The sequence below is a fragment of the Halopseudomonas sp. MFKK-1 genome (genome assembly GCF_027474385.1).
Classification (GTDB): Bacteria; Pseudomonadota; Gammaproteobacteria; order Pseudomonadales; family Pseudomonadaceae; genus Halopseudomonas; species Halopseudomonas aestusnigri.
Window position 1 is genome coordinate 1,754,053 of record NZ_CP114836.1, and the last position, 23,448, is coordinate 1,777,500.

Genomic DNA, 23,448 nt, shown 5'->3' on the forward strand with positions numbered 1-23,448 from the left:
GCAGACGCAGGCCTGCAAGCCGCTGCCAGTCAGGCTCTGACAGGGTATCATCGGCGTTTTTGTCGCCATCTCGGGATGTTTCTATGTCGCAGCAGCGCTGGGCCGGACGGGTTCAGGAAATTCAACCGTTTCACGTCATGGCCGTTTTGGCACGCGCCCGTGCGCTTGAGGCCCATGGGCGTGATGTCATTCATATGGAAATTGGCGAGCCCGATTTCACTACCCCTGAACCCATTGTTCGTGCCGGTCAGCAGGCGCTGGCTGATGGTTGTACCGGATATACGCCGGCACTTGGGTTGCCGGCGCTGCGCGAGGCCATTGCGGGCCTCTACCGTCAGCGTCACGGGCTGGACGTAGACCCCGCCCGGATCGTGGTTACGCCTGGTGGATCGGCGGCACTACTGCTGGTCAGCGCGTTGCTGGTCGAGCCCGGCCGCAAGGTGCTGATGGCCGATCCGGCCTACCCCTGCAATCGGCATTTTCTGCGACTGGTCGAGGGGCGCGCGGTGCTGGTGCCGACCGGGCCGGAAACCAACTATCAACTGACGCCCGAGCTGGTTGAGCAGCACTGGGGTGCCGATTGCGTCGCCGTGCTGGCGGCGTCGCCGGCCAATCCGACCGGCACCCTGCTGTCACGCGAGGAGCTGACTGCGCTATCGGCGACCTGCCGGCGTCTTGGTGGTGAGCTTATTGTCGACGAGATTTACCACGGACTGACCTACGGGCTGGATGCGCCGTCGGTGCTGGAGGTGGCTGACGATGCCTTTGTGCTCAACAGCTTCTCGAAGTATTTCGGCATGACCGGCTGGCGCCTTGGCTGGCTGGTCGCGCCCGAGGCGGCGGTGCCTGAGCTGGAAAAGCTGGCGCAGAATCTTTACATCTGCGCGCCGCATATGGCGCAGCAGGCGGCCCTTGCGGCCTTCGGCGAGGAAAGTCGGGAAATCTGCGAGATTCGCCGTCGTGCCTTTCAGGTGCGCCGTGACTTTCTGCTGCCGGCCGTTCGCGACCTCGGCTTCAAGGTGCCGGTTACCCCGCAGGGTGCCTTCTATCTGTATGCCGACATGCAGGGGCTGGGGGGGGACAGTGCCGGATTCTGCCAGCATGTCATCGAGCGCGAGTTCGTCGCGCTGACGCCAGGGCTGGATTTCGGTCATCACCGTGCCGCGCAGCATCTCAGGCTGGCCTACACCACCTCGCTGGAGCGCCTGGAGCAAGCGGTTGAGCGACTTTCGCGGGCGCTGAACAGTTGGTCGCCCGAGTGCTGATTCCGTTTGAAACACCGCTGCGCGAGGCGACGCTATTGCGCCGTTACAAGCGCTTTCTGGCCGATATTCGGCTGCCGGACGGCCAGGAAATCACGGTGCATTGCCCCAACACCGGTTCGATGCGCAACTGCGGTCAGCCCGGCGACCGGGTCTGGGTGAGTCTGGATTACAAACCCGGGCGCAAGCTGCCGGGTACCTGGGAGCTGGTCGAGATCGGCTCTGGCCAGGTGGCGTGCATCCACAGTGCGCGGGCCAACCGAGTGGTTGCTCAGGCGCTGCAGCAGGGGTTGATCACGCCCCTGGCCGGCTATCCGGAGGTGCGCGCCGAGGTGCGGCTGCCCGAGGGCTCAAGCCGCTTTGACTTTCTGCTCTCGGGCGGCGGCCGGGCGGAGTGTGTGGTTGAAGTGAAAAGCGTAACCCTGGCTCTGGGGGAGGGTGTGGGGGCGTTTCCGGATGCGGTCAGTGCCCGGGGTCAGAAGCATCTGCGCGAACTGATCGAGTTGGTGCAGGGCGGACGCCGTGCCTGTCTGCTGTTCTGCGTGATGCATTCGGGCATCGAGCAGGTTCGGCCGGCGGACGAGATCGATGCGGAGTATGGGCGGTTGTTGCGCGAGGCGGCGGCAGCCGGGGTAGAGGTGCTGGCCTGGTCGGTCTGGCCGCAGCCGAATGGAATGCAGGTACGTGGGGCGTTGCCGGTCGTGTTATGACGGCTGTTCGTCGTCCAGCCAGACGTGCCCGTTGCTGACATGGCAGCGCAGCTGGCGCAGTGACTGTCCAATGCAGGGGCCGGCAACGCATTCACCGTTTTCCGGCAGGAACAGGGCGCCATGAGTGGCACACTGGATCAGTCTTCCGGAGCTGTCGAGGAACTGGTCGGGTACCCATTCCAGGCTGATACCGCGATGCGGGCAGCGGTTTTCGTAGAGATAGATGTGCTCACCCTGGCGCACCAGGAACAGTGATTGCCCCTGATAGAGAACGCCCTTGCTGCCGCGCAGGGGCAGGTCATCAAGGCGACACAGAGGCTTGGGCAGAAAGTCGTGGTCTGACATGGGGCGGATTATCCTGCGATGCTCGTTACAAAGCCAGTCGTGGTCATGACGCTGACAGCGTCCCCCGGTATGCTGGCAGTCCTTTCAAGGTTGGCGTCCGCGCCACCGATCGGTAACAGGAATACGACATGGTGCTGCAGCCGCGCTACAAAAGGCTGGTAATGATGGGGCTGCTGGCGTTTCTGCTGGTTGCCTGTCTGCTGTCGCTGGCGCTCGGCCCGGTCAGTATTGCGCCGTCCGACACGCTGCGTGCGCTGTTCTGGCGCTTTGCCGACAGCGCAGTGCCGGCCGATCAGCAACTGATCATCGAACAGATTCGCCTGCCGCGCATGCTGATGGGCGTGGTTGCCGGCGCCACCCTGGCGCTCACCGGTGCGGCCATGCAGGGGCTGTTTCGCAATCCGCTGGCCGATCCCGGCCTGATTGGTATCTCCAGTGGTGCGGCGCTCGGCGCGGCACTGGTAATCGTACTGGGTTCGTTGCTGGTTGGCCCGCTCGGTGCCGACTGGCAGCCCTATCTGACGGTGCCCGGGGCGTTTGTTGGCGGACTCGCATGCACGGCACTGGTCTACCGTCTCGGCCAGTCGGTGCAGGGCACCTCGGTAGCCAGCATGTTGCTGGCGGGTATCGCCATCACAGCCATAAGTGGCGCACTGGTTGGCTTGCTCAGCTACCTGGCTGATGATGGCATGCTGCGCACGCTGACGTTCTGGAATATGGGCAGTTTGGCCGCTGCCGACTATCCGAGAGTCGGGCTGCTGTTGCTGTGCTGTCTGCCCATCTGGTGGCGCCTGCCCCGGCTGGCGCCAGCATTGAACGCCCTGCTGCTGGGTGAGTCGGAGGCGCGCCATCTCGGCGTTGAAGTCGAGCGGGTCAAGCGTGAACTGGTGCTGTTGACGGCGTTGGGTGTGGGCGCCTGTGTGGCCGCCTGCGGACTGATTGGCTTTGTCGGGCTGGTGGTGCCGCATCTGGTCAGGCTGGTGCTGGGGCCGGATCATCGCTGGCTGCTGCCGGCCTCGATGCTGCTGGGGTCGGCATTGCTGCTACTGTCGGATGTGACTGCCCGATTGCTCCTCGCGCCGGCGGAACTGCCCCTGGGGATCATTACCGCGCTGCTGGGGGCGCCGTTCTTTTTGTCGCTGCTGATGCGCGTGCGTCGCCAGGGTGGTTTCTGATGCTCAGTGTCGAACAGCTGGGTTGCAGTCGCGGTGGGCGACAGGTACTGCGCGACCTGACATTCGATCTGCACGCAGGGGAGGTCATCGCGGTGCTGGGCACCAACGGCGCCGGCAAAAGTACCTTGCTTGCGGCGCTGTGTGGCGAGCTTGCGGTAGATACCGGGCGAGTGCAGTTGGCAGGCAGGAACCTTGATGAGTGGACGGCAGGTGAGCGGGCTCGCCGGCTGGCCGTATTGCCTCAGCAATCGGAGCTGGCCTTTCCGTTTCGCGTGGAGGAGGTCGTGGCGCTGGGCCGTATGCCGCACGCCACCGGGTTGCAGCAGGACCGGGCTATTTGTGCCGATGCGATGGCGGCAGCCGATGTGACGCACCTGTCGCAGCGCAGCTATCTGACGCTATCTGGCGGTGAGCGTCAGCGGGTTCATCTGGCCCGCGTGCTGGCGCAGGTCTGGGAGGTTGGCGAGGGTGGCTGTCTGCTGCTGGATGAGCCAACCGCCTCGCTTGACCTGGCGCATCAGCGACTGATCATGCAGCAGGCCCGTGCGATGGCGTCCCGGGGATTGAGTGTACTGGTCGTGCTGCACGATCTGAATCTGGCTGCGGCCTTTGCCGATCGTGTTCTGCTGCTGCACGAGGGCAGGCTGGATGCATTGGGTACGCCCTGGCAGGTGTTGCAGGCCGACCATATTGAGAGGGTGTTCGGCGTTGCGGTGCAGGTTCAGCGGCATCCGCAGCACGACTGCCCGCTGGTTATTCTGTGAGGTGGCAATGAACGTACTGATTCTGATCGCCGGTCTTTTCGGGGCGGCCTTGGCGCTGGCCGCGCCGCTGCCTGCCTGGCAGGCAACCGATGGCCTTGATGATCCGCATCTGGGGCAGGTGTGGGACACCCATGCCCAGCGCTGGCTTGAGCCGCAGCAGTTGGTCGACGCGTTGCTGGATGAGCCGCGTGTCATTCTCGGCGAGCGACATGATCATCCTGATCATCACCGGCTTCAGCTCTGGTTGCTGGAACAGCTGCAGGCGCAGCGGCCACAGGGTGCACTGGTGATGGAAATGCTGCAATCCAGCCAGCAGCCGCAGGTCGACGCCTTGCAGGGTAAGCCGCTGCCGGCTGACCCGATGCTGGCTGAAGAGCTGCAGTGGCAGCCGGGTTGGGATTGGGCGTTGTATGGCCCGCTGGTGCGTTGGGGGCTGGCTGTGCCGCAACGGCTGCTGACGGCGAATCTGGATCGTGACGAGCTGATGGCGTTCTATCGCGATCCGTCCTCCGCTGTGTCTGGCTACCCTGCCTCCGCCCGCGCCAAGCTGGAGCGCATCATTATTGCCAGTCACTGTGACCTTATTGAGGCGTCGCAGGTTGCTCCCATGCTGCGCATTCAGCAGGCGCGCGATCTGCGCATGGGGCAGGCATTGGCGACAGCCCCGGCGCCAGCGCTGCTGATTGCCGGGGCGTATCACGGGCGCCGTGACCTCGGCGTTCCGCTGCATTGGGATGGCCAATGGGGGGCTGCGCCGGTGGTCGTGTTGCTATCGGAAGCGGGTAGCCCATTGCCCGGCCCGGAGCAGGCTGATTTCGTCTGGCTGGCTCCGGGATTGCCTGAGCAGGACCATTGCGCGAGGATGCGCGCGGCGGCTGAGAGCTAGACGCTGCGGCTGCGCAGATGCGGGCTGTTGCGCAGCATGTCCAGCAGCGTGGCAGCAATGTCATCTGCCCGCTCTACCAGGCTGAGCTGCTGCGGCTGCATCAGCCATTGATGCAGTACACCGTAAATGAACGAGTGAGCACAGAACAGGGCCATATCGATATCCAGGTCAGCGGGTAGTTCGCCGCTGGCAATGGCCAGCATCAGGGATGTGCGCAGGTTGTCATCATGGTGCCGGTTCATGGTCTGCAGGTGCTTTTTCTGCGTGCAGGGCTCGTCGATGTAGTCGCATTTGAGTAACAGGATCTCGTTCACCCGGCGCGATGACGGGTCTGACTCCAGGCGCTTGAGCACGGTCACCAGGAGCTCGCGAAAGCGCTCCAGCGGATTCGGGGCGCTGGCATCTCGGGCTGCCTGGTTGAGCGATGCCAGTGGCAGCTGAATGCGCTGGAACAGGGCCTCCAGCAGGTCTGCCTTATCCTGGAAATGCCAATAGATCGCTCCCCGGGTCACGCCGGCTGCCTGGGCGATATCACTCAGGGAGGTGCGTGAAACACCTTTTTTGTGGAAGCACTGCTCGGCGGCGTCGAGGATGCTTTCGCGGGTTTCAAAGGCTTCTTCTTTTGTGCGTCTGGCCATGCAAGTCTCGAGCGGAAAACAGGGAGCGGGGGCCATGGTGGCCAAGTTGTGAGCGAATGTTATCGTAAGACCAAAACAATTTACAGACAGGTGTGAATGTAAGTATATTGTGCGCCAATCAGTGATGCCCCTAACGGGACCCAAGGGGCATGCGCCTAATCAGACATAACGGTTTTTCACGAGGATTCACCATGCCGATGAAGCCAGCGCGCGCTGCTCTCTTCCCGCTTCTTGCATCCCTGTTGCTGATCAGCGCCTGCCAGGACGCCGAACAACAGGGCGGGCAGCAGCAACAACAGCAGGTGCCAGAGGTTGGCGTGGTCACGCTCAAGGCCGAACGCTTCCTGTTGACCAATACTCTTCCCGGTCGAACCACTGCATATCGGGTTGCTGAAGTGCGTCCTCAGGTGAACGGCATCCTGGAGAAACGTCTGTTTGATGAAGGCGCTGAAGTCAAGGCCGGCCAGCAGCTTTATCAGATCGACGACGATGTTTATCAGGCCGCGCTGAAGAGTGCCGAGGCAAGCAGTATCTCGACCCGTTCTCTGGCCGAGCGCTACGGCATTCTGGTGAAGGAGAATGCGGTCAGTCAGCAGGCGTTCGACGAAGCCCGGGCTGCCAGCCTGCAGGCCCAGGCTGCGCTCGATGAGGCGCGTATCAATGTGCGGTACACCCGCGTGCTGGCACCCATTGACGGTCGGATCGGCCGCTCAGCGGTCAGCGAGGGGGCGCTGGTCACCAGTGGCCAGGCCCAGCCACTGGCAACCATCCAGCAGCTTGATCCCATTTATGTGGACATTACCCAGTCTTCGCGCGAGATGCTGGATCTGCGTCGTGATCTGGAGGCCGGTCGTCTGCAGCGCGCAGGCGACAATGCTGCCACCGTGACGCTGACACTTGAAGACGGCAGTCGCTACGCCCAGGAGGGCAAGCTGGAGTTTTCCGAGGTCAGTGTTGACGAAGGCACCGGTTCGGTCATCCTGCGCGCGGTATTCCCCAACCCCGATCGACTGCTGCTGCCTGGCATGTTTGTGCACGCGAACCTGGTTGCTGGCGCCAAGAGTGATGCGATTCTGGCGCCGCAGCAGGGTATTACGCGCACACCGCGCGGCACTGCCGTTGCGATGGTGGTCAATGCCGAGGGCAAGGTCGAGCAGCGCGAGGTGGTGACCGATCGCACAGTGGGCAATCGCTGGCTGATCGCATCGGGCCTGGGCGAGGGTGATCAACTGATTACCGAAGGCCTGCAATACATCCGCCCGGGAGCTCCGGTAACAGTCAAGCCGGCCGGCAATGTCGCCGAGCAACAGGACAGCGCTGCTCAGCCCGACGCTGATCAGTAAGGAAGCGAATCATGTCGAGATTTTTTATCGACCGCCCGATCTTTGCCTGGGTAGTCGCACTGGTCATCATGCTGGTTGGTGGGCTTGCCATCCTCAAGCTGCCGATCAATCAGTATCCGAGCATTGCTCCTCCGGCGGTCGGTATTTCCGTGTCCTATCCGGGCGCCTCTGCGCAGACCGTGCAGGATACGGTCGTACAGGTCATCGAGCAGCAGCTTAATGGCATCGACGGGTTGCGCTATATCTCGTCGGAGAGCAATTCCGACGGCAGCATGTCGATTACCGTGACCTTCAACCAGGGCACTGATCCGGACATCGCTCAGGTACAGGTGCAGAACAAGCTGCAACTGGCCACGCCGCTGTTGCCGCAGGAGGTTCAGCAGCAGGGTATTCGCGTGACCAAGGCGGTGCGTAACTTCCTGATGGTCGTTGCCGTGGTATCTGAAGACGGCAGCATGGATCGCTTCGATCTGGCCGATTACATCGTCTCCAACATCCAGGACCCGATCTCGCGGACTCAGGGTGTTGGTGACTTTCAGGTATTCGGTGCGCCTTACGCCATGCGTATCTGGCTCGATCCCGCCAAGCTGAACAGCTTCAACCTGATGCCGGGTGATGTCAGCACGGCAATCAAGGCCCAGAACGTGCAGGTCTCGGCCGGTCAGTTCGGCGGTTTGCCGGCGGTGCCAGGGCAGCAGTTGAACGCTACCATCCTGAGCAAGACGCGCCTGCAGACCCCGGAGCAGTTCCGCGACATTCTGCTGAAGGTCAACAGTGACGGCTCACAGGTGCGTCTGGGCGATGTGGCCAGCGTCGAGTTGGGCGCGCAGAATGCCGATATCACTGCACTCTATAATGGTATGCCGGCGTCAGGCATGGCGATCAAGCTGGCGACCGGTGCCAACGCGCTGGAGACTGCCAAGGCCATTCGCAAGACGCTGGCCGATCTGGAGCCCTTTTTCCCCGAGGGGATGAAAGTCGAGTTTCCTTACGACACGTCGCCGGTGGTGTCCGAGTCGATTCTGGGTGTTGTCAAAACCCTGTTCGAAGCGGTAGTGCTCGTGTTCCTGGTGATGTACCTGTTCCTGCAGAACTTCCGGGCGACGCTGATCCCAACCCTGGCTGTGCCGGTGGTGCTGCTCGGGACCTTTGGTCTGCTGGCGGCATTTGGTTTCACCATCAACATCCTGACCATGTTTGCCATGGTGCTGGCGATTGGTCTGCTGGTGGATGATGCCATCGTGGTGGTTGAAAACGTCGAGCGAGTCATGGCCGAAGAGGGGCTGTCGCCGCTGGAGGCAACGCGCCGTTCGATGGGGCAGATTCAGGGCGCGCTGGTGGGTATTGGTCTGGTGCTGTCTGCGGTATTTCTGCCAATGGCATTCTTCGGTGGCTCTACCGGTGTGATCTACCGCCAGTTCTCGATCACCATTGCATCGGCGATGATTCTGTCGGTGCTGGTCGCGCTGATTTTTACTCCGGCACTGTGCGCCACTATTCTCAAACCGGTGCAGAAGGGGCATACCCAGGCAGAGCGTGGCTTTTTTGGCTGGTTCAATCGGACCTTTGACCGCGGCGTAAAGCGGTACGAGGGTAGCGTAGCCTCAATTCTGCAGCGCAAGACGCCCTATTTGCTGCTCTATGTGGTGATTGTTGCACTGATGGCGTTCCTGTTTACCCGTTTGCCAAGCTCTTTCCTGCCTGGTGAGGATCAGGGCGTGCTGTTTGCCCAGGTTCAGGCTCCTGTTGGCGCGAGTGCCGAACGCACGCAGCAAACTGTCGACGCGATGCGGACGTATTTGCTTGAGCAGGAGTCGGACTCGGTCAGCTCCGTGTTCACTGTTACCGGCTTCAATTTTGCCGGCCGCGGACAGAATGCCGGTCTGGCATTTATCGGTCTCAAGCCCTGGGAAGAGCGCAATGATCCTGACCTGAGCGTCTTCGCTGTGCAGCAGCGAGCACAGCAGTATTTTGCCGGGTTCCGTGATGCCATGGTGTTTGCGTTCGCACCGCCTGCGGTGATGGAGCTGGGTACTGCCTCAGGTTTCAACGTTTATCTGCAGGATAACGCCGGCGCAGGTCATGACGTATTGATGCAGGCGCGCAATCAGTTGCTTGGCATGGCCTCGCAGAGCCCGGTGCTGGCCAACGTGCGGCCCAATGGCCAGGATGACCAGCCGCAGTTCCAGTTGATCATCGACGACGAGAAGGCCAGTGCGCTGGGATTGTCGCTGGCCGATATTAACCAGACGCTGTCGATTGCCTGGGGCTCGAGCTATGTGAACGACTTTATTGATCGTGGTCGGGTCAAGAAGGTTTTCCTGCAAGGCCAGGCTGATTCGCGGATGAATCCGGAAGACCTGCAGAAATGGTTTGTGCGCAACAGTCAGGGCGAGATGGTGCCGTTCAGTGCCTTTGCCACTGGCGAGTGGGTCTATGGCTCACCGAAGCTGTCGCGCTATAACGGTGTGCCGGCGATGGAAATACAGGGTGAACCTGGTCCTGGCTACAGTACCGGTGATGCGATGGCTGAAATTGAACGTCTTGGGCAGCAGTTGCCCAAGGGCATCGGTCTGTCCTGGACCGGCCTGTCGTTCGAGGAGCGGTTGTCCGGTGATCAGGCGCCGGCGCTGTATGCGCTGTCGCTGATTGTCGTGTTCCTCTGTCTGGCCGCGCTCTACGAGAGCTGGTCGATTCCGCTGGCAGTCATGCTGGTCGTTCCACTTGGTGTTATTGGTGCCTTGCTGGCAACACTAGGCCGTGGCCTTTCGAACGACGTGTTCTTTCAGGTCGGCCTGTTGACGACTATCGGTTTGACGGCCAAGAACGCGATTCTGATTGTCGAATTTGCCAAGGATCTGCATGAGCAGGGCATGGGTATCGGCGAAGCAGCGGTTGAAGCCTGCCGTCTGCGCCTGCGCCCGATCATCATGACCTCGCTGGCCTTTACCCTGGGGGTTGTGCCGCTGGCGCTGGCCTCCGGTGCTGGTGCCGGTAGCTCGCATGCGATCGGTACCGGTGTGATTGGCGGCATGATCACCGCTACTGTGCTGGCGATTTTCTGGGTGCCACTGTTTTATGTCCTGGTGACTCAGTGGTTCACCGAACGCAAGGGCAAGACTGACACAGCGGAGGATGCACAGTGAAACGCGGCGTATTGAGCCTTGCGGTCCTGGCTGCTCTGAGCGGCTGTTCATTGATACCGGAATATGAGCGTCCGGCACCTCCGGTGCCGCTCAACTGGAGTGAAGGTGTCGAGCAGGGGATGGAGCAGACCCCGCTCGTTGGCTGGCGCGGGTTCTTCAAGGACCCGCAGCTGCAGCATCTGATAGGTCTGGCACTGGAGAACAACCGCGACCTGAGGGTTGCGGCCTTGAACGTGCAAGCCAATCGCGCGCTGTACGACATTCAGGGTGCCGAGCGCTATCCGCAGCTTGATGCCAACGGCAGCGGCACGCGTACCCGAATGCCGCAGGATCTGTCCGGAGGCGAGCAGCGATCAATCAATTCCCAGTACTCGGCAACCCTGGGGCTATCCTGGGAGCTGGACTTGTTCGGACGCATCGGCAGTCTGCGTGAGCAGGCGCTGCAGACCTTCCTGGCCAGTGACGAGGCCCGCCGTGGCGTGCAGATCAGTCTGGTCGCCGAGGTTGCCAGTACCTACCTGACGCTGCAGGCCGATCAGGCGCTGCTGGATGTTGCCGCAGAGACTTTGAAGACCTACGAAGACAGCTACGCGTTGACCAAGCGCGGCAACGAGGTTGGCGTGGCGTCGAGTCTGGAACTGGCTCAGGCCAGGACGGCGGTCGAGTCGGCCCGGGCGGTGCTGGCCCGCTATCAGCGTCAGGTCGCGCAGGATCGTAATGCCCTGACCGTGCTGGTTGGGCAGCCGTGGTCAGTAACAGCAGGCAATCCGCTGCTGCTGGACGAGCCGGTGCTTGCTCAGTTGCCGGTGGGGCTGTCCTCCGAGGTGCTATACAACCGTCCTGATGTGCTGCAGGCCGAGTACCAGTTACTGGCGGTCAATGCCAGTATCGGTGCTGCCAAGGCGGCATTCTTCCCCCGTATCAGCCTGACTGGCGCCGCCGGCACAGCCAGTAATGAGCTGTCGGGTCTGTTTGGAAGCGGGTCCGAGTACTGGACATTCTCGCCGAGCATCAGCGTGCCGATTTTTCGCGCGGGCGCCCTGAAAGCCAGTCTGGATTATGCGGAAATCAGCCGTAATCAGCAGGTTGCCCGCTATGAAGGCGTCATTCAGAGTGCCTTCCGCGAGGTTGCCGACGGGCTGCAGGCGCGGCAAACCTATGTAGACCAGGTGGCTGCCCGGCGCGCGCTGCTGGAGGCGTCGGAGGAGTATTTCCGCTTGGCGGATCGGCGTTACAACATTGGTGTCGACAGCTATCTCACGTTGCTGGACGCTCAGCGTCAGCTGTTTGAAGCCCGGCAGAGCGTGATTTCTGACCGACTGAGTCAACTGCTCAGCGAGATCAGTCTGTATAAGGCGCTGGGCGGTGGTGACTTTGCCGAGACCCGAGCCACGCAGGCTGCCAATACGGAAGGCTAGGCTTGCAGCGTGTCTGAAGCGCCGTTCAGCCTGGGCTGGACGGCGTTTTTTGTGTCCAGAAACCAAAAAAAAGCCCGCTCAGTGAGCGGGCGAAATCCGTGATTAGCCTGATGAGGAGATAACCGTTTGTCTCGCGACAATCCTGTTATCACAGCCATCTCGCGATGACTTGTTGCTAATGATAAACGTTATCATTTGACTGTCAAGCCCAAATGAGAATTATTTCTGCGCCTGCTGCTTGTAGTGCGTCAGTTCCTTGTTCATCAGGTCGATGCGTCGGGCCATGCTTTCAATCAGGCTGTGCGCGATGCGTGGATTGCTCTGCATCAGCGCGAGGAACTGTTCCTTAGGGATCATCATGACGGTGGTCGGCACGCTGGCAATCACGGTGGCGGAGCGCTTTTCGCGGGTGAACAGGGCCATGGCACCGAAAATTTCATCTTTCTGTACGTCACCGACCTTGATGCCCTGAACGAAGGCTTCGGCGTGACCCTCGGTGATGATGAATACGTGATCAGCCTCATCCCCCTGGCGAATCAGCTCCGCTCCCGGGGCAAAGTGCTGGAACCCTGTGACCGGCCTGACTTCGGGTTGCTTGGTGTGTGCCAGTGCATCCGACATCAGTGCGGCCTGACCCAGCACATACTGGGTGAACTGCTCCTGACGGCGGCTGTCAGCGTGAATGTGCCTGAACAGGGCTTCGCGGTCGTAGGGAATCAGAGTCAGCGATTCTTCGCTCAGATAGGTGCAGGGCGCCGCATTCAGGCCCTGACGCAAGCCGATGAGGTCACCCTCCTGGATGTAGAATAATGGCTTCCCATCTATCAGTGCGTGCAGCAGACCGCTTTTGAGCAGATAAAGCTGAGCTCCGCTGACGTGATCGTAAAGGTTGTCTATCGCACCCAGTTCAATCGGTTCACCGCAGGGCTCAAGCCCCTCAAGCAGAAGTTCCGGTATGCGTTGAAGCGAGGCAATGAGCTTCTCGGCGTAGGGTGGCTGATCACCTATCAGATACATGGCTGAATTCCTTTTGTTGTTGCCCTGATACGCCGTCGGAATCACGGGGTCGGACGGGGACGCCGACACTGCAGGATAGCGTTACATTAGCGCAGTCAGGTTGCATTACGTCAACATAAAAGGCTGCCGGTACACGGGCAAGATGATCGCGGTGCCAGTGTGAGCCAGGTCGCTTAATCCTCGCCGGTGTCGCTGCCTGTTCTGCCCTCAAGCTGCTCGAGCAACTGGCGCTTGTATGCCGGATCAAGTTCATTCCAGTGCACGTTTTGCAGGGCGCCGGCGATTGAGAACATCAGTGCCTTGGAAGCATTGAAGCCGCGCGTGCGAACGGCGCGGTAGGCCTCTACCGGCCCCAGCTGGCGGAGCTGGTCAAGGCTGTGGATGCCGGAGGCGTGCAGCCATTGCGCCGAGGTTTTTCCAAGGTTGCGCAGGCCCAGCAGTTCATCGGTATCCATAGGGGCACTCCCGCGTGGATCGTTGCGATTCTGGGGTGCTACGTGAAGACAGCAAAGGCAGAAGGCGAGATGGGCCCGGCACGGTATCCGGGCACAGAGTAATATGCGGCATGGCGTCGGGTTCGGCTTTTGTTATTAGTGATCCCGAACTGCAGTGTAGATCGACCTTGGCTATCCGTACAGCGAGCGACGGCCAGCGCTTAAAGGCGCTGGCGAAGCTGCTCGGCAATGCTGTTCATGGCTTCCTCGCTGCTGGTATCGATCTGCACAGCCAGTTGTGCCTCCTCGTCACTGAGCGGTTGCCGGGTGGTCAGTTGGTGGTGCATGACTTCAATACCTGCGTCGGAGATGTCACCGCCTTGCTGCTGGCGTTGCTCAAGCCAGTGTTCGATTACTTCCTGCGGTGCTTCGCATTGAAGAATCAGGCAGGGCGCGCCCTGATTTTCGATAGCATCGCGGACCAGGTCGCGCTGGTTCTGCTTCAGATGGGTTGCATCAACAATCACGGGGTAGCCGCTGGCGAGTATCTGGGCGGCCAGATTGGCTAGCCGCCGGTATGTTTGTTCGCTGCGTTCCGGGCTGTAAAGGCCGGACTCCAGGCTGGCATTGTCTTCGTCGCCGAACAGGCGTTTGCGCTCGACGTCGGAACGGATGCGAATGGCGCCGAGTTGCTCAACCAGCTTGACGGCCAGGGTGCTTTTGCCGCTACCTGAGACGCCGAAGGTCAGCAGGCCGAAACGCGGCGCCAGTTCGCTGTAGCTTTCGGCCAGCGCGGTATAGCCGTAGTAGCGCTGCATGGTTGCGGCCCGCTGCTCCTCGGTCATGCCGTCGTTGAGGCCGAACAGGGCAACCTTGGCTCGCACCATGGCCCGGTAGGCCTTGTAGTAGTGAAGCACTGCGAGTCCCTGGTAGTCGCCGGTCTGTTCCAGATAGGCGCTGACAAAACGGTTTGACAGGGCGTGCAGGCCGCGGTCTTCAAGATCCATGCTCATGAACGCGACATCGGCCATGACGTCGGTCCAGCGGAAGGGCTCGTTGAACTCGATGCAGTCAAACAGAGTCACTTGCCCGTCGATCAGGGTAACGTTATCCAGGTAAACGTCGCCGTGACATTCGCGGACCATACCGCCGGCCTTGCGTTCGGCGATTTGGGGAATCAGCCGCTGGTAGGTAGTATTCGCCCACTGCTCGAGCGCGTCGAGCTGTCCAAGATCCCGTGCACTGCTGAGGAAGGGGCGGATCTGTTCAAAGTTCTGGGCAACCGGGGCATGAACCTGCTCCGGCGCGCCGAACGGGGTATCGAGTTCGGCGTGTTCGATCTGGCCGTGAAAACGCGCCATAACCTGGGCAAGTTCGTCGATATGGGCGCTGGTCAGACCGCCGTCCCGCTGCAGATTGCTCAGCAGGTCCTGCTGGCGGAACTGCCGGGTCTTGACCATGTACTCGATGGCAGGACCTTCGCCGCCCAGGGTTGGTGCGTCTTCGCTGCCGGTGACGGCAATGACGTCAAGGTACAGGTCGGGCGCGATACGGCGGTTCAGACGAACCTCTTCACGGCAGAAATGCTCGCGTTGCGCCAGTGTGGAAAAGTCGAGAAAACCGAAGTTCACGGGCTTCTTGACCTTGTAGACGTAGTCGCCGGTCAGCAGTACCCAGGAAATGTGGGTCTCGATCAGAGTAAAACCGCTCACCGGGTGGTCATACAGGTCAGGGTTCTGCAGCGCAGTTAACAGGGTCTGGCTCACGACGTTTCCTTGTTTGGTCGGCAATGCGAACATTATGCGGGTTGGCTGGTCCGAGGCCAACCATAGTCAATTACCGGCGGCAGCGGCTGCGGGTTCAACGGATGCGGAGCAAGACAGACAACGATGGCTAAAAAACGCAGGTCTCGAGGCAAGGTCAAGTCCACTGGCGGGCGCCGGTTATGGGGTTGGCTGCTCAAGTTGGGACTGGTCGGCATGGTGCTGCTGGGAGCGCTCGCGGTCTATCTGGACGCGGTTGTGCAGGAGAAGTTTTCGGGCAAGCGCTGGGCCGTGCCGGCCAAGGTATTCGCGCGGCCGCTGGAACTGTACGCGGGGCGTGCCCTCACCCGTGATGACTTCCTCACCGAACTGCGTGCGCTGGGCTACCGGCAGACCAATGCGGCCAACGGGCCGGGGCAGATGGCGGTGGGCAGCAATCGTATCGATGTCTACACCCGCGGTTTTCAGTTTTTCGAGGGCACCGAGCCAGCGCAGAAGGTCAGCGTCCACTTCAACGGTTCAACCATCAGCAGCATTGGCGGCAATCGTGACCTGGTGATGGCGCGGCTTGAGCCCATGATGATCGGCGGTATCTACCCGGCACACAACGAGGATCGCATCCTGATTCGGCTGGATCAGGCGCCACCTTATCTGGTTGATTCGCTGGTTGCTGTGGAAGACCGCGATTTTTTCAATCACTTCGGCGTATCGCCCAAGGGGATTGCCCGTGCGATGTTCGTCAACCTGACCTCTGGCAGCTTGCAGCAGGGCGGCAGCACGCTGACCCAGCAACTGGTAAAAAACTTCTTCCTCTCGGCCGACCGCAATATCGTGCGCAAAGGGCTTGAAGCCATGATGGCGGTGCTGCTGGAGCTGCACTACAGCAAGGAAGACATTCTCGAGGCGTACCTCAACGAAGTGTTCCTGGGCCAGGATGGCAATCGTGCCGTACACGGTTTTGGCCTGGCCAGTCAGTACTACTTCGCCCAACCGTTGCAGGAGCTGCAGCTGCACCAGGTCGCGCTGCTGGTGGGTATGGTCAAGGGGGCGTCCTACTACAATCCGCGTCGCAACCCGGAGCGGGCGATGACCCGGCGTAATCTGGTTCTGGATCTGATGGCTGAGCAGGGCATGATCAGCCAGCAGCAGGCCAGTGATGCCAAAGGTAAGCCGCTGGATGTGACGGTTGGCGGCAGTATGGCCAACACCAGTCATCCGGCGTTTATGGATCTGGTCAAACGTCAGTTGCGTGCCGACTATCGCGATGAGGATTTGACCAGCGAGGGGCTGCGTATTTTCACCAGCTTTGATCCGTTGCTGCAGAAGAAGGCTGAAGATGCCGTGCAATCGACGCTCAAGCGCTTTGGTCAGACGCCGGACAGACCGCCGCTGGAAGCGGCAATGGTGGTGACTGGCGCGCAGACCGGCGAGGTGCTGGCGCTGGTAGGCGGCAGCAATCCGCGTTTCTCCGGTTTCAACCGGGCGCTTGATGCTTCGCGGCCAATTGGCTCGTTGATCAAGCCCGCGATCTATCTGACTGCCCTGGAAAAGCCGGAGCGCTATTCGCTGATTACTCCGATTGACGATGAGCCGATTACCCTTGAGGCCGAGCCCGGCAAGACCTGGTCTCCGCAGAACTATGATCGGCAGAGCCACGGGCAGGTGCCGCTCTATATGGCCCTGGCCAAGTCCTACAATCAGGCCGCGGTGCGTGTTGGCGTGGATGTTGGCGTGGACAATGTGCTCAATACTGTCCGGCGGCTTGGTGTTGACCACGACTGGCCGGCCTATCCGGCGATGCTGCTGGGGTCTGGCGCAATGACCCCCATGCAGGTAGCCGATATGTTTCAGACCATCGCCAATGGCGGATTCAATACGCCGCTGCGTGCAATTCGCAACGTACTGACTGCCGAGGGCGAGCCGCTCAAGCGTTATCCGTTCGAGGTGCGCCAGCGCTTTGATTCGGCGACGATCTACCTGACTCAGGAAGCCATGAGTCATGTCATGAGTGAAGGCACCGGTCGTTCGGCCTACAGCCATGTGCCGGCGAACGTGCGACTGGCGGGCAAAACCGGCACAACAAATGACCTGCGCGACAGCTGGTTTGCCGGCTTCTCTGACGATCTGGTCGCCGTGTCGTGGATCGGTCGTGATGACAACAGTCAGACGCGACTGACCGGTGCGACTGGCGCGCTTCAGGTTTGGAACGCGTTTATGGGGCAGGCGCATCCGCAGAGCCTGTCGGCAGTGCCGCCGGGTGGTGTGGTTTCGGCCTGGGTTGACCCCGCGACCGGGCTTGGCAGCGATCCGTCCTGCGAGGGCAGCGTCGAGTTTCCGTTCCGCGCCGGTTACGAGCCACTGCCTGGCCCGGGATGCCGGCCGGTGATCGATACCGAGGTCCTTCGAGACGGTGCCAATCGTGTGCTGGATACCATTCGCGACTGGCTGCGTTGAGCTGCTCTCAGTATGCTGTTGCGAATCCCGGTTCAGATGATTCAGCAGAGGAACAGACGTGAAGATGATTAAACAGGCTGCACTGACTGCAGCCGCCCTGGCGGTGCTGTCCGGTTGTACCGTTTCGGGCGGGGCGATCCCGGTAGTGGATTCGGGGCGCCCGGTATCCAATGAGGATATGCGCACCGGTGCGGGCAGGGTCGTCGGCAGTTCTCCGCAAACCTCTGCGGCGCAGGATAGTGGCGTGGTCGTGATGGTTCCGGATGGTGCTGGCGGCTCCAGTGCCGTGCAGTCCTACCCGCTGGACAGTCAGCCGGTGTTTTCGACCGATGTCGGCGGCGCCGCTGCAGGCACAGCCGGTAGCAGCACTGGCAGCAGTACCGGCGGCAGCTCCGTGCTGCAACCCGATGAGCAGCTTTCCGGCCCGGTGCTGGCGTTGCTGACGACTGCGCGGCAACAGGAAGGCAGCGGTGATCTCAATGGTGCCAATGCCAGTCTGGAGCGAGCCATGCGCATCGCTCCGCGCGAACCTCAGGTGCTGTATCGGCTGGCGCAGGTGCGGTTGCGTCAAGGGGATGCCGCCCAGGCAGAACAACTGGCACAGCGCGGTCTGACCTACGCGTCCGGCCGTCCAGCCCTGCAGGCCGGGCTTTGGGAGCTGGTCGCGCAGGCGCGTGATGCGCAAGGCAATAGCGCTGGTGCCGAACAGGCGCGTCAGCGGGCTCGCGTTTCGCTTTGAGTGCGGCTACCGGACAGGCCTTGCTCAATGCGCTTGGCGAACTTGAGCAAGTCCTTCGCGAGCTGGGGCTCTGGTCGCAGACAGCTCCGGAAGACTGGCGCCTGGAGAGTCAGGCACCATTCTGTGTTGATACTCTTGCCTTCGAGCATTGGCTGCAGTGGGTGCTCATACCGCAGATAACGATGCTCATTGAGCAGGGGCGGCCACTGCCCGGTGAGTGTCGGCTGCATCCGATGGGTGAGCAGGTTTTTGCTCACCTCGGTCGTCGACGCGAAAGTCTGCTGGCTGCTCTGATCAGTATCGATCACCTTGCTGCCCGCTGGGCTGAGGCTGTCCGTCAGTCCTGACAGTACTTCTGCAAGTCTGAGCGAGTTTCGGCGATCATGGCCTGTCGCTCATCTTCACCTATGCGCTCAACCGTGCCGTCCGGCAAGGTGCGACTCAGTCGCGGGTTGTTCTCCATCGTGGTAAGGCGATTGCGCTGTGATGCACAGTACGCTTCAAGCTCCGCTTTGGCAGCGGCCTCATCGACTGCCGGGGATACATCGTTTGTCGCTGGCTCCGGGCTGTCACTGGTCACAGGTGGGTTCGGCTGCGCCGGCGCACCCAGCTCCGGCACGGGTGCAACGTTCATGCGCTGATATTGACTGTCTGGCGGAGGTTGCTGGCTGAACTGTGTCACGCCATTTTCATCGACCCATTTGTACAGCTGGGTCGCCATTGCGCTGCTGCAGCCCAGGGCCAGTAGGAAGGTGATCATCAACTTGCGCATGGTTCTAGCATCCTTGTATTGCCGCGAAATAAGCGTTGCCCGCTACCGAGTGCGGATCCTCTTGACAAGGTATATCCCTTGGTAGGGGTTTTCTGCAACTTGGCTTGACTTGTACGTCTTGAGTGTAAACAATTCGTGGTTCTCATGAGTCAGCTGTTTTCGGAGCACACCCCGCGTTCGTGACGGCTGATTTTGTTGCTCATTCCGGGAGGCGAAACCCGTCGCCACCTGGCCTGGCACCCGCACGCGCTACCTCGCGCTGGGTGAGGTGATTCCGAAACAGCAGGAATGCGCCTCCAAGCACGTAGTCAAAGCTGATGCAGTACAACCACCGTTGTTCTGCGCTGCCGAGCAGTAAACAGGTATCCTGCTGCCCGCCATGTTGGTGGTCGGCATGCTAGAGGTGATTCAAAAGTGGAGCTTTTATCCGGCGCTGAGATGGTCGTCCGCTCATTGCGTGACGAGGGTGTTAAATACATCTACGGGTACCCGGGCGGTGCCCTTCTGCATATCTACGATGCCATTTTTCGGCAGGATGACGTAGAGCATATTCTGGTTCGCCACGAACAGGCCGCAGCCCATATGGCTGATGGTTACGCGCGCGCCACCGGCAAGCCCGGTGTGGTGTTGGTGACCTCCGGTCCGGGCGCGACCAATACCATTACCGGTATTGCGACTGCCTACATGGATTCCATTCCGATGGTCGTCATCTCCGGTCAGGTTGCGAGCAACATGGTGGGCTCCGATGCCTTCCAGGAAACCGACATGGTCGGCGTCTCCCGCCCGATCGTGAAGCACAGCTTCATGGTCAAGGATCCGCGCGAGATTCCCGAGGTCATCAAGAAGGCCTTCTATCTGGCTCAGAGTGGTCGTCCTGGCCCTGTTGTCATCGACATTCCCAAGGACATGACCAATCCGGCCGACAAGTTCGAGTACAGCTACCCGAAGAAGGTCAAGCTGCGCTCCTATAATCCGGCTACCCGCGGTCATTCCGGCCAGATTCGCAAAGCCGTCGAGATGATGCTGGCGGCCAAGCGTCCGGTCATCTACTCCGGTGGCGGGGTCATTCTGGGTGGAGCATCAACTCCTCTGACCGAGCTGGCCAAGGCGCTGAATGTGCCGGTTACCAACACGCTGATGGGCTTGGGCGCATTCCCTGGCACCGATCGGCAGTTTGTCGGCATGCTGGGTATGCATGGCAGCTACACCGCCAACCTGACAATGCATCACGCGGATGTAATCCTGGCGGTCGGCGCACGATTTGATGACCGCGTCATCAACGGTGAGGACTCTTCCAAGTTCTGCCCGAACGCCAAGATTATTCATATCGATATCGATCCGGCGTCTATCTCCAAGATGGTCAAGGCCGATATTCCGATCGTCGGTCCGGTCGAGAGCGTGCTGACCGAGATGGTTGCGATCCTCAAGGAGATCGGTGAAACACCCGATCCTGATGCGCAGGCAACCTGGTGGAAGCAGATCGACGAGTGGCGCGGCGATGGCGCGCTGTTTCCCTATGACAAGGGTGACGGCAGCATCATCAAGCCCCAGGCCGTGATCGAGGCGTTGTGGGAAGTCACTGGAGGCGATGCCTTCATCACTTCTGACGTTGGCCAGCACCAGATGTTCGCGGCGCAGTACTACCGCTTTGACAAGCCCAATCGCTGGATCAACTCCGGCGGCCTGGGGACCATGGGCTTCGGCTTTCCGGCAGCCATGGGCGTGCAGCTGAATTTTCCGGAGGCCACCGTCGCCTGTGTTACCGGCGAAGGCAGTATCCAGATGAACATTCAGGAGCTCTCGACCTGCCTGCAGTACGACATGCCGGTCAAGATCGTCAATCTGAACAACGGTGCGCTCGGCATGGTCCGCCAATGGCAGGACATGCAGTACAACAGTCGCTATTCGCACTCCTACATGGATTCGCTGCCGGACTTCGTCAAGCTGGCCGAGGCCTATGGTCACGTGGGTATTCGCATCACTGATCCGAAGGAGCTCAAGAGCAAGATGGCTGAAGCGTTTGCCATGAAGGATCGACTGGTCTTCCTGGACATTGCGGTTGATACCAGTGAGCACGTCTACCCGATGCAGATTCGTGGTGGCGCGATGCGTGATATGTGGCTGAGCAAAACGGAGCGCACCTGACATGAGACACATCATTTCCGTTCTTCTGGAAAACGAGCCAGGCGCGCTCTCTCGGGTGGTTGGTCTGTTTTCGCAGCGCAACTACAACATCGAGACGCTGACGGTTGCGCCGACTGAAGATCCGACCTTGTCGCGCCTGACGCTGACAACCGTCGGTCAGGATGAGGTGATCGAGCAGATCACCAAGAACCTCAACAAGCTGATCGAAGTGGTGAAGCTGGTCAACTTGTCCGAAGGTGCCCACATTGAGCGCGAGTTGATGCTGGTCAAGATCAAGGCTACCGGCGCTCAGCGTGCCGAGGTCAAGCGGACGACTGATATCTTCCGCGGTCAGATCGTGGATGTGTCACCGAGTGTCTATACCGTGCAGCTGACTGGAACCAGCGACAAGCTGAACAGCTTTGTCGAGGCCATCGGTCCGACGTCGGTACTGGAAGTTGTGCGCACTGGGGTATCGGGTATCGCCCGCGGTGAAAAGGTTTTGAGTATCTAAACTAATGGGTTGCGGGCCAGATGGCCCGCTCAGTAAGCAGGGGAATTTCATGCAAGTCTATTACGATAAAGATTGTGATCTGAGCATCATCCAGGGCAAGAAAGTTGCCATCATCGGCTACGGTTCGCAGGGCCACGCGCACGCCTGCAACCTGAAAGACTCCGGCGTCGATGTAACTGTTGGCCTGCGTCCTGGTTCCAGCTCCATCGCCAAGGCTGAGGCCCATGGCCTGAAGGTCAGCGATGTGCCGGCCGCTGTTGCAGCAGCTGACGTTGTCATGATCCTGACCCCGGACGAATTCCAGTCTCAGCTGTACAAGGCCGAGATTGAGCCCAACCTGAAGCAGGGCGCTACCCTGGCCTTCGCTCACGGCTTTGCTATCCACTACAACCAGATCGTTCCGCGTGCTGACCTTGACGTCATCATGATCGCACCGAAAGCGCCGGGCCATACTGTGCGCTCGGAGTTCGTCAAGGGCGGCGGTATTCCTGACCTGATCGCGATCTTCCAGGACGCGTCCGGCAATGCCAAGAACGTTGCGCTGTCCTACGCCAGCGGTGTGGGCGGCGGTCGTACCGGCATCATCGAAACTACGTTCAAGGATGAGACCGAAACCGACCTGTTCGGTGAGCAGGCTGTTCTGTGTGGCGGTGCTGTCGAGCTGGTCAAGGCCGGTTTCGAAACGCTCGTTGAGGCAGGCTACGCGCCGGAAATGGCCTACTTCGAATGTCTGCACGAACTGAAGCTGATCGTCGACCTGATGTACGAAGGCGGTATCGCCAACATGAACTACTCCATCTCCAACAACGCGGAGTATGGTGAGTACGTGACTGGCCCGGAAGTTATCAACGATGAGTCCCGTGCAGCCATGCGCAATGCCCTGAAGCGTATTCAGGACGGTGAGTACGCCAAGATGTTCATCGCTGAAGGTGCTCACAACTATCCGTCGATGACTGCTGCCCGTCGTAACAACGCGGCACACCCGATCGAGCAGGTGGGTGAGAAGCTCCGCGCAATGATGCCGTGGATTGCTTCGAACAAGATCGTCGACAAGTCCAAGAACTAAGTCGAGCGATAATGAAAAACGCGGCTTTCAAGCCGCGTTTTTTTATGTCCGAACGCGGAGCTGAACTGGTTATTTGTTTGTCAAATTGCCACACTGTTCAGCCCGGCAATGTTGCAAGGTAACTCTATGACAGAACATCAAATCAAAGACCATGACACCGAGGTAGAAGGTGCACACGCGCTGCTGCCGATTGATGAGCACGTCGAAGAGGTGTCAGGGCCAGACGGTCGTAAGATCCGTCACAAAGGAATTTATCTGCTGCCCAATCTGTTTACCACGGCGGCGCTGTTTTCCGGCTTTTACGCCATTGTCAGTGCAATGGACGGCAACTTCACCCATGCGGCGGTCGCCATTTTCATTGCCATGGTGCTTGATGGCCTGGACGGCCGCGTTGCGCGTCTGACCAACACCCAGAGTGCCTTTGGTGCCGAGTACGACTCGTTGTCGGATATGGTCGCTTTCGGCATCGCCCCAGCTGTTGTTGTGTTCAGTTGGGCGTTGACTGATTTGGGTAAGGTGGGGTGGGTGTTTGCGTTCATCTACGTAGCGGGTGCTGCACTGCGTCTGGCTCGCTTCAATACGCATATTGGTGATGACGATAAGCGTTACTTCACCGGGTTGCCGAGCCCATCGGGGGCGGGGCTCGTCGCCGGCATGGTCTGGTCACTGAGTGACTTCGGTGTTGACGGCAACGATATTGCTCTGTTGGTTGGCATACTCACTGCGCTAGGCGGCTTGCTGATGGTCAGTAACTTCCGCTACTACAGCTTCAAGGATCTGGACTTCAAGGGGCGGGTTCCGTTCTTTGTCATTCTGGTGGTGGTGCTGGGGTTCGCGATCATTTCGTCTGACCCATCGCGGATACTGTGGGCAATCTT

General features: G+C 60.3%; 21 protein-coding genes (1 of these 21 only partly in view). 15 read left to right on the plus strand and 6 right to left on the minus strand.

The genetic code is table 11. The features are described from left to right. Positions 1 to 83 precede the first annotated feature (83 nt). Together O5O48_RS08165 and sfsA are read left to right on the plus strand one after the other, a co-directional pair. Positions 84 to 1,265, plus strand: a complete 1,182-nt coding sequence (locus tag O5O48_RS08165) for a pyridoxal phosphate-dependent aminotransferase (RefSeq protein WP_269688591.1) — start codon at positions 84 to 86, stop codon at positions 1,263 to 1,265. Then, on the plus strand, positions 1,265 to 1,972 hold the full coding sequence (gene sfsA / locus O5O48_RS08170; RefSeq protein ID WP_332367357.1) for a DNA/RNA nuclease SfsA: 708 nt from the start codon (positions 1,265 to 1,267) through the stop codon (positions 1,970 to 1,972). Before O5O48_RS08165 ends, sfsA begins: the two co-directional genes overlap by 1 nt. Here sfsA and O5O48_RS08175 read toward each other — a convergent pair. Further along, on the minus strand, positions 1,967 to 2,317 hold the full coding sequence (locus O5O48_RS08175) for a Rieske (2Fe-2S) protein (protein WP_228246883.1): 351 nt from the start codon (positions 2,315 to 2,317) through the stop codon (positions 1,967 to 1,969). The genes sfsA and O5O48_RS08175 overlap by 6 nt on opposite strands. A 161-nt stretch (positions 2,318 to 2,478) precedes the next feature. Between O5O48_RS08175 and O5O48_RS08180 the strand changes: the two genes are divergently transcribed. The 3 genes from O5O48_RS08180 to O5O48_RS08190 are packed head-to-tail and all read left to right on the plus strand — an operon-like array spanning position 2,479 to position 5,142. Further along, positions 2,479 to 3,492, plus strand: coding sequence for a FecCD family ABC transporter permease (locus O5O48_RS08180; protein ID WP_410172326.1), 1,014 nt, complete (start codon positions 2,479 to 2,481; stop codon positions 3,490 to 3,492). After that, on the plus strand, positions 3,492 to 4,256 hold the full coding sequence (locus tag O5O48_RS08185) for a heme ABC transporter ATP-binding protein (protein ID WP_228246885.1): 765 nt from the start codon (positions 3,492 to 3,494) through the stop codon (positions 4,254 to 4,256). The genes O5O48_RS08180 and O5O48_RS08185 overlap by 1 nt, the downstream gene beginning before the upstream one ends. A gap of 7 nt (positions 4,257 to 4,263) precedes the next feature. Beyond that, positions 4,264 to 5,142: a ChaN family lipoprotein gene (locus O5O48_RS08190; RefSeq protein WP_269688593.1), complete on the plus strand. Its 879-nt coding sequence runs from the start codon at positions 4,264 to 4,266 to the stop codon at positions 5,140 to 5,142. Here the strand turns inward: O5O48_RS08190 and O5O48_RS08195 are convergent. After that, positions 5,139 to 5,780, minus strand: coding sequence for a TetR family transcriptional regulator (locus O5O48_RS08195; RefSeq protein WP_228246887.1), 642 nt, complete (start codon positions 5,778 to 5,780; stop codon positions 5,139 to 5,141). The two genes, O5O48_RS08190 and O5O48_RS08195, sit on opposite strands and share 4 nt — an antisense overlap. A 191-nt stretch (positions 5,781 to 5,971) precedes the next feature. Between O5O48_RS08195 and O5O48_RS08200 the strand changes: the two genes are divergently transcribed. The 3 genes from O5O48_RS08200 to O5O48_RS08210 are packed head-to-tail and all read left to right on the plus strand — an operon-like array spanning position 5,972 to position 11,687. Then, positions 5,972 to 7,123 carry an efflux RND transporter periplasmic adaptor subunit gene (locus O5O48_RS08200; RefSeq protein ID WP_088276433.1) on the plus strand — a complete coding sequence of 384 codons (1,152 nt, stop codon included), beginning with the start codon at positions 5,972 to 5,974 and terminating at the stop codon, positions 7,121 to 7,123. A gap of 11 nt (positions 7,124 to 7,134) precedes the next feature. After that, the gene (locus tag O5O48_RS08205; RefSeq protein ID WP_269688594.1) at positions 7,135 to 10,269 is read left to right on the plus strand and encodes an efflux RND transporter permease subunit; all 3,135 of its coding nucleotides are present in this window, start codon (positions 7,135 to 7,137) and stop codon (positions 10,267 to 10,269) included. Then, the gene (locus tag O5O48_RS08210) at positions 10,266 to 11,687 is read left to right on the plus strand and encodes an efflux transporter outer membrane subunit (RefSeq protein WP_269688595.1); all 1,422 of its coding nucleotides are present in this window, start codon (positions 10,266 to 10,268) and stop codon (positions 11,685 to 11,687) included. Before O5O48_RS08205 ends, O5O48_RS08210 begins: the two co-directional genes overlap by 4 nt. A gap of 219 nt (positions 11,688 to 11,906) precedes the next feature. On the opposite strand, the gene O5O48_RS08215 is transcribed toward O5O48_RS08210, so the two are convergent. The 3 genes from O5O48_RS08215 to O5O48_RS08225 form a co-directional block, all read right to left on the minus strand. Beyond that, entirely contained in the window at positions 11,907 to 12,704 is a 798-nt protein-coding gene (locus tag O5O48_RS08215; RefSeq protein ID WP_228246890.1) for a cyclic nucleotide-binding domain-containing protein, read from the minus strand. A 173-nt stretch (positions 12,705 to 12,877) separates the two neighbouring features. Continuing rightward, positions 12,878 to 13,159 carry a TfoX/Sxy family protein gene (locus O5O48_RS08220; protein WP_228246891.1) on the minus strand — a complete coding sequence of 94 codons (282 nt, stop codon included), beginning with the start codon at positions 13,157 to 13,159 and terminating at the stop codon, positions 12,878 to 12,880. Between the two features lie 200 nt (positions 13,160 to 13,359). Continuing rightward, a complete protein-coding gene (locus O5O48_RS08225) occupies positions 13,360 to 14,904 on the minus strand; it encodes a bifunctional aminoglycoside phosphotransferase/ATP-binding protein (RefSeq protein ID WP_269688596.1) in 1,545 nt (514 codons plus the stop codon). Positions 14,905 to 15,027: 123 nt separating this feature from the next. Here O5O48_RS08225 and mrcB point away from each other — a divergent pair, with 123 nt between their 5' ends. The 3 genes from mrcB (at position 15,028) to O5O48_RS08240 (ending at position 18,441) form a co-directional block, all read left to right on the plus strand. After that, positions 15,028 to 17,355 (plus strand): penicillin-binding protein 1B, encoded by a 2,328-nt coding sequence (mrcB, locus tag O5O48_RS08230; protein ID WP_269688597.1) that lies wholly within the window; start codon positions 15,028 to 15,030, stop codon positions 17,353 to 17,355. Positions 17,356 to 17,419: 64 nt separating this feature from the next. Then, complete coding sequence (locus O5O48_RS08235) at positions 17,420 to 18,094, plus strand: tetratricopeptide repeat protein (RefSeq protein ID WP_269688682.1); 675 nt, start codon at positions 17,420 to 17,422, stop codon at positions 18,092 to 18,094. A gap of 20 nt (positions 18,095 to 18,114) precedes the next feature. Continuing rightward, positions 18,115 to 18,441 (plus strand): YqcC family protein, encoded by a 327-nt coding sequence (locus O5O48_RS08240; protein ID WP_269688598.1) that lies wholly within the window; start codon positions 18,115 to 18,117, stop codon positions 18,439 to 18,441. Here the strand turns inward: O5O48_RS08240 and O5O48_RS08245 are convergent. Continuing rightward, positions 18,432 to 18,866 (minus strand): DUF4124 domain-containing protein, encoded by a 435-nt coding sequence (locus tag O5O48_RS08245; protein ID WP_233048350.1) that lies wholly within the window; start codon positions 18,864 to 18,866, stop codon positions 18,432 to 18,434. The genes O5O48_RS08240 and O5O48_RS08245 overlap by 10 nt on opposite strands. A gap of 414 nt (positions 18,867 to 19,280) precedes the next feature. On the opposite strand from O5O48_RS08245, the gene O5O48_RS08250 reads away from it, so the two are divergent. The 4 genes from O5O48_RS08250 to pssA all read left to right on the plus strand — a co-directional run. Beyond that, positions 19,281 to 21,011 carry an acetolactate synthase 3 large subunit gene (locus tag O5O48_RS08250; protein ID WP_088276444.1) on the plus strand — a complete coding sequence of 577 codons (1,731 nt, stop codon included), beginning with the start codon at positions 19,281 to 19,283 and terminating at the stop codon, positions 21,009 to 21,011. Position 21,012: 1 nt separating this feature from the next. Next, positions 21,013 to 21,504, plus strand: a complete 492-nt coding sequence (gene ilvN, locus O5O48_RS08255) for an acetolactate synthase small subunit (protein WP_088276445.1) — start codon at positions 21,013 to 21,015, stop codon at positions 21,502 to 21,504. Between the two features lie 49 nt (positions 21,505 to 21,553). Beyond that, positions 21,554 to 22,570, plus strand: a complete 1,017-nt coding sequence (ilvC, locus tag O5O48_RS08260) for a ketol-acid reductoisomerase (RefSeq protein ID WP_088276446.1) — start codon at positions 21,554 to 21,556, stop codon at positions 22,568 to 22,570. Between the two features lie 126 nt (positions 22,571 to 22,696). Continuing rightward, positions 22,697 to 23,448: the 5' portion of a CDP-diacylglycerol--serine O-phosphatidyltransferase gene (gene pssA / locus O5O48_RS08265; RefSeq protein ID WP_269688599.1), read on the plus strand. Its footprint extends 79 nt past the window's final position; 752 of the gene's 831 nt are visible here — the first part of the coding sequence; its start codon is at positions 22,697 to 22,699; its stop codon lies beyond the right edge, outside the window.

Excerpts from the sequence above, each read along its gene's own strand:
- O5O48_RS08165 (WP_269688591.1), top strand. The coding sequence starts at position 84 with ATGTCGCAGCAGCGCTGGGCCGGACGGGTTCAGGAAATTCAACCGTTT.
- O5O48_RS08175 (WP_228246883.1), bottom strand. The coding sequence starts at position 2,317 with ATGTCAGACCACGACTTTCTGCCCAAGCCTCTGTGTCGCCTTGATGAC.
- O5O48_RS08180 (WP_410172326.1), top strand. The coding sequence starts at position 2,479 with ATGATGGGGCTGCTGGCGTTTCTGCTGGTTGCCTGTCTGCTGTCGCTG.
- O5O48_RS08185 (WP_228246885.1), top strand. The coding sequence starts at position 3,492 with ATGCTCAGTGTCGAACAGCTGGGTTGCAGTCGCGGTGGGCGACAGGTA.
- O5O48_RS08190 (WP_269688593.1), top strand. The coding sequence starts at position 4,264 with ATGAACGTACTGATTCTGATCGCCGGTCTTTTCGGGGCGGCCTTGGCG.
- O5O48_RS08195 (WP_228246887.1), bottom strand. The coding sequence starts at position 5,780 with ATGGCCAGACGCACAAAAGAAGAAGCCTTTGAAACCCGCGAAAGCATC.
- O5O48_RS08200 (WP_088276433.1), top strand. The coding sequence starts at position 5,972 with ATGCCGATGAAGCCAGCGCGCGCTGCTCTCTTCCCGCTTCTTGCATCC.
- O5O48_RS08205 (WP_269688594.1), top strand. The coding sequence starts at position 7,135 with ATGTCGAGATTTTTTATCGACCGCCCGATCTTTGCCTGGGTAGTCGCA.
- O5O48_RS08215 (WP_228246890.1), bottom strand. The coding sequence starts at position 12,704 with ATGTATCTGATAGGTGATCAGCCACCCTACGCCGAGAAGCTCATTGCC.
- O5O48_RS08220 (WP_228246891.1), bottom strand. The coding sequence starts at position 13,159 with ATGGATACCGATGAACTGCTGGGCCTGCGCAACCTTGGAAAAACCTCG.
- mrcB (WP_269688597.1), top strand. The coding sequence starts at position 15,028 with ATGGCTAAAAAACGCAGGTCTCGAGGCAAGGTCAAGTCCACTGGCGGG.
- O5O48_RS08235 (WP_269688682.1), top strand. The coding sequence starts at position 17,420 with ATGATTAAACAGGCTGCACTGACTGCAGCCGCCCTGGCGGTGCTGTCC.
- O5O48_RS08245 (WP_233048350.1), bottom strand. The coding sequence starts at position 18,866 with ATGCGCAAGTTGATGATCACCTTCCTACTGGCCCTGGGCTGCAGCAGC.
- ilvN (WP_088276445.1), top strand. The coding sequence starts at position 21,013 with ATGAGACACATCATTTCCGTTCTTCTGGAAAACGAGCCAGGCGCGCTC.
- ilvC (WP_088276446.1), top strand. The coding sequence starts at position 21,554 with ATGCAAGTCTATTACGATAAAGATTGTGATCTGAGCATCATCCAGGGC.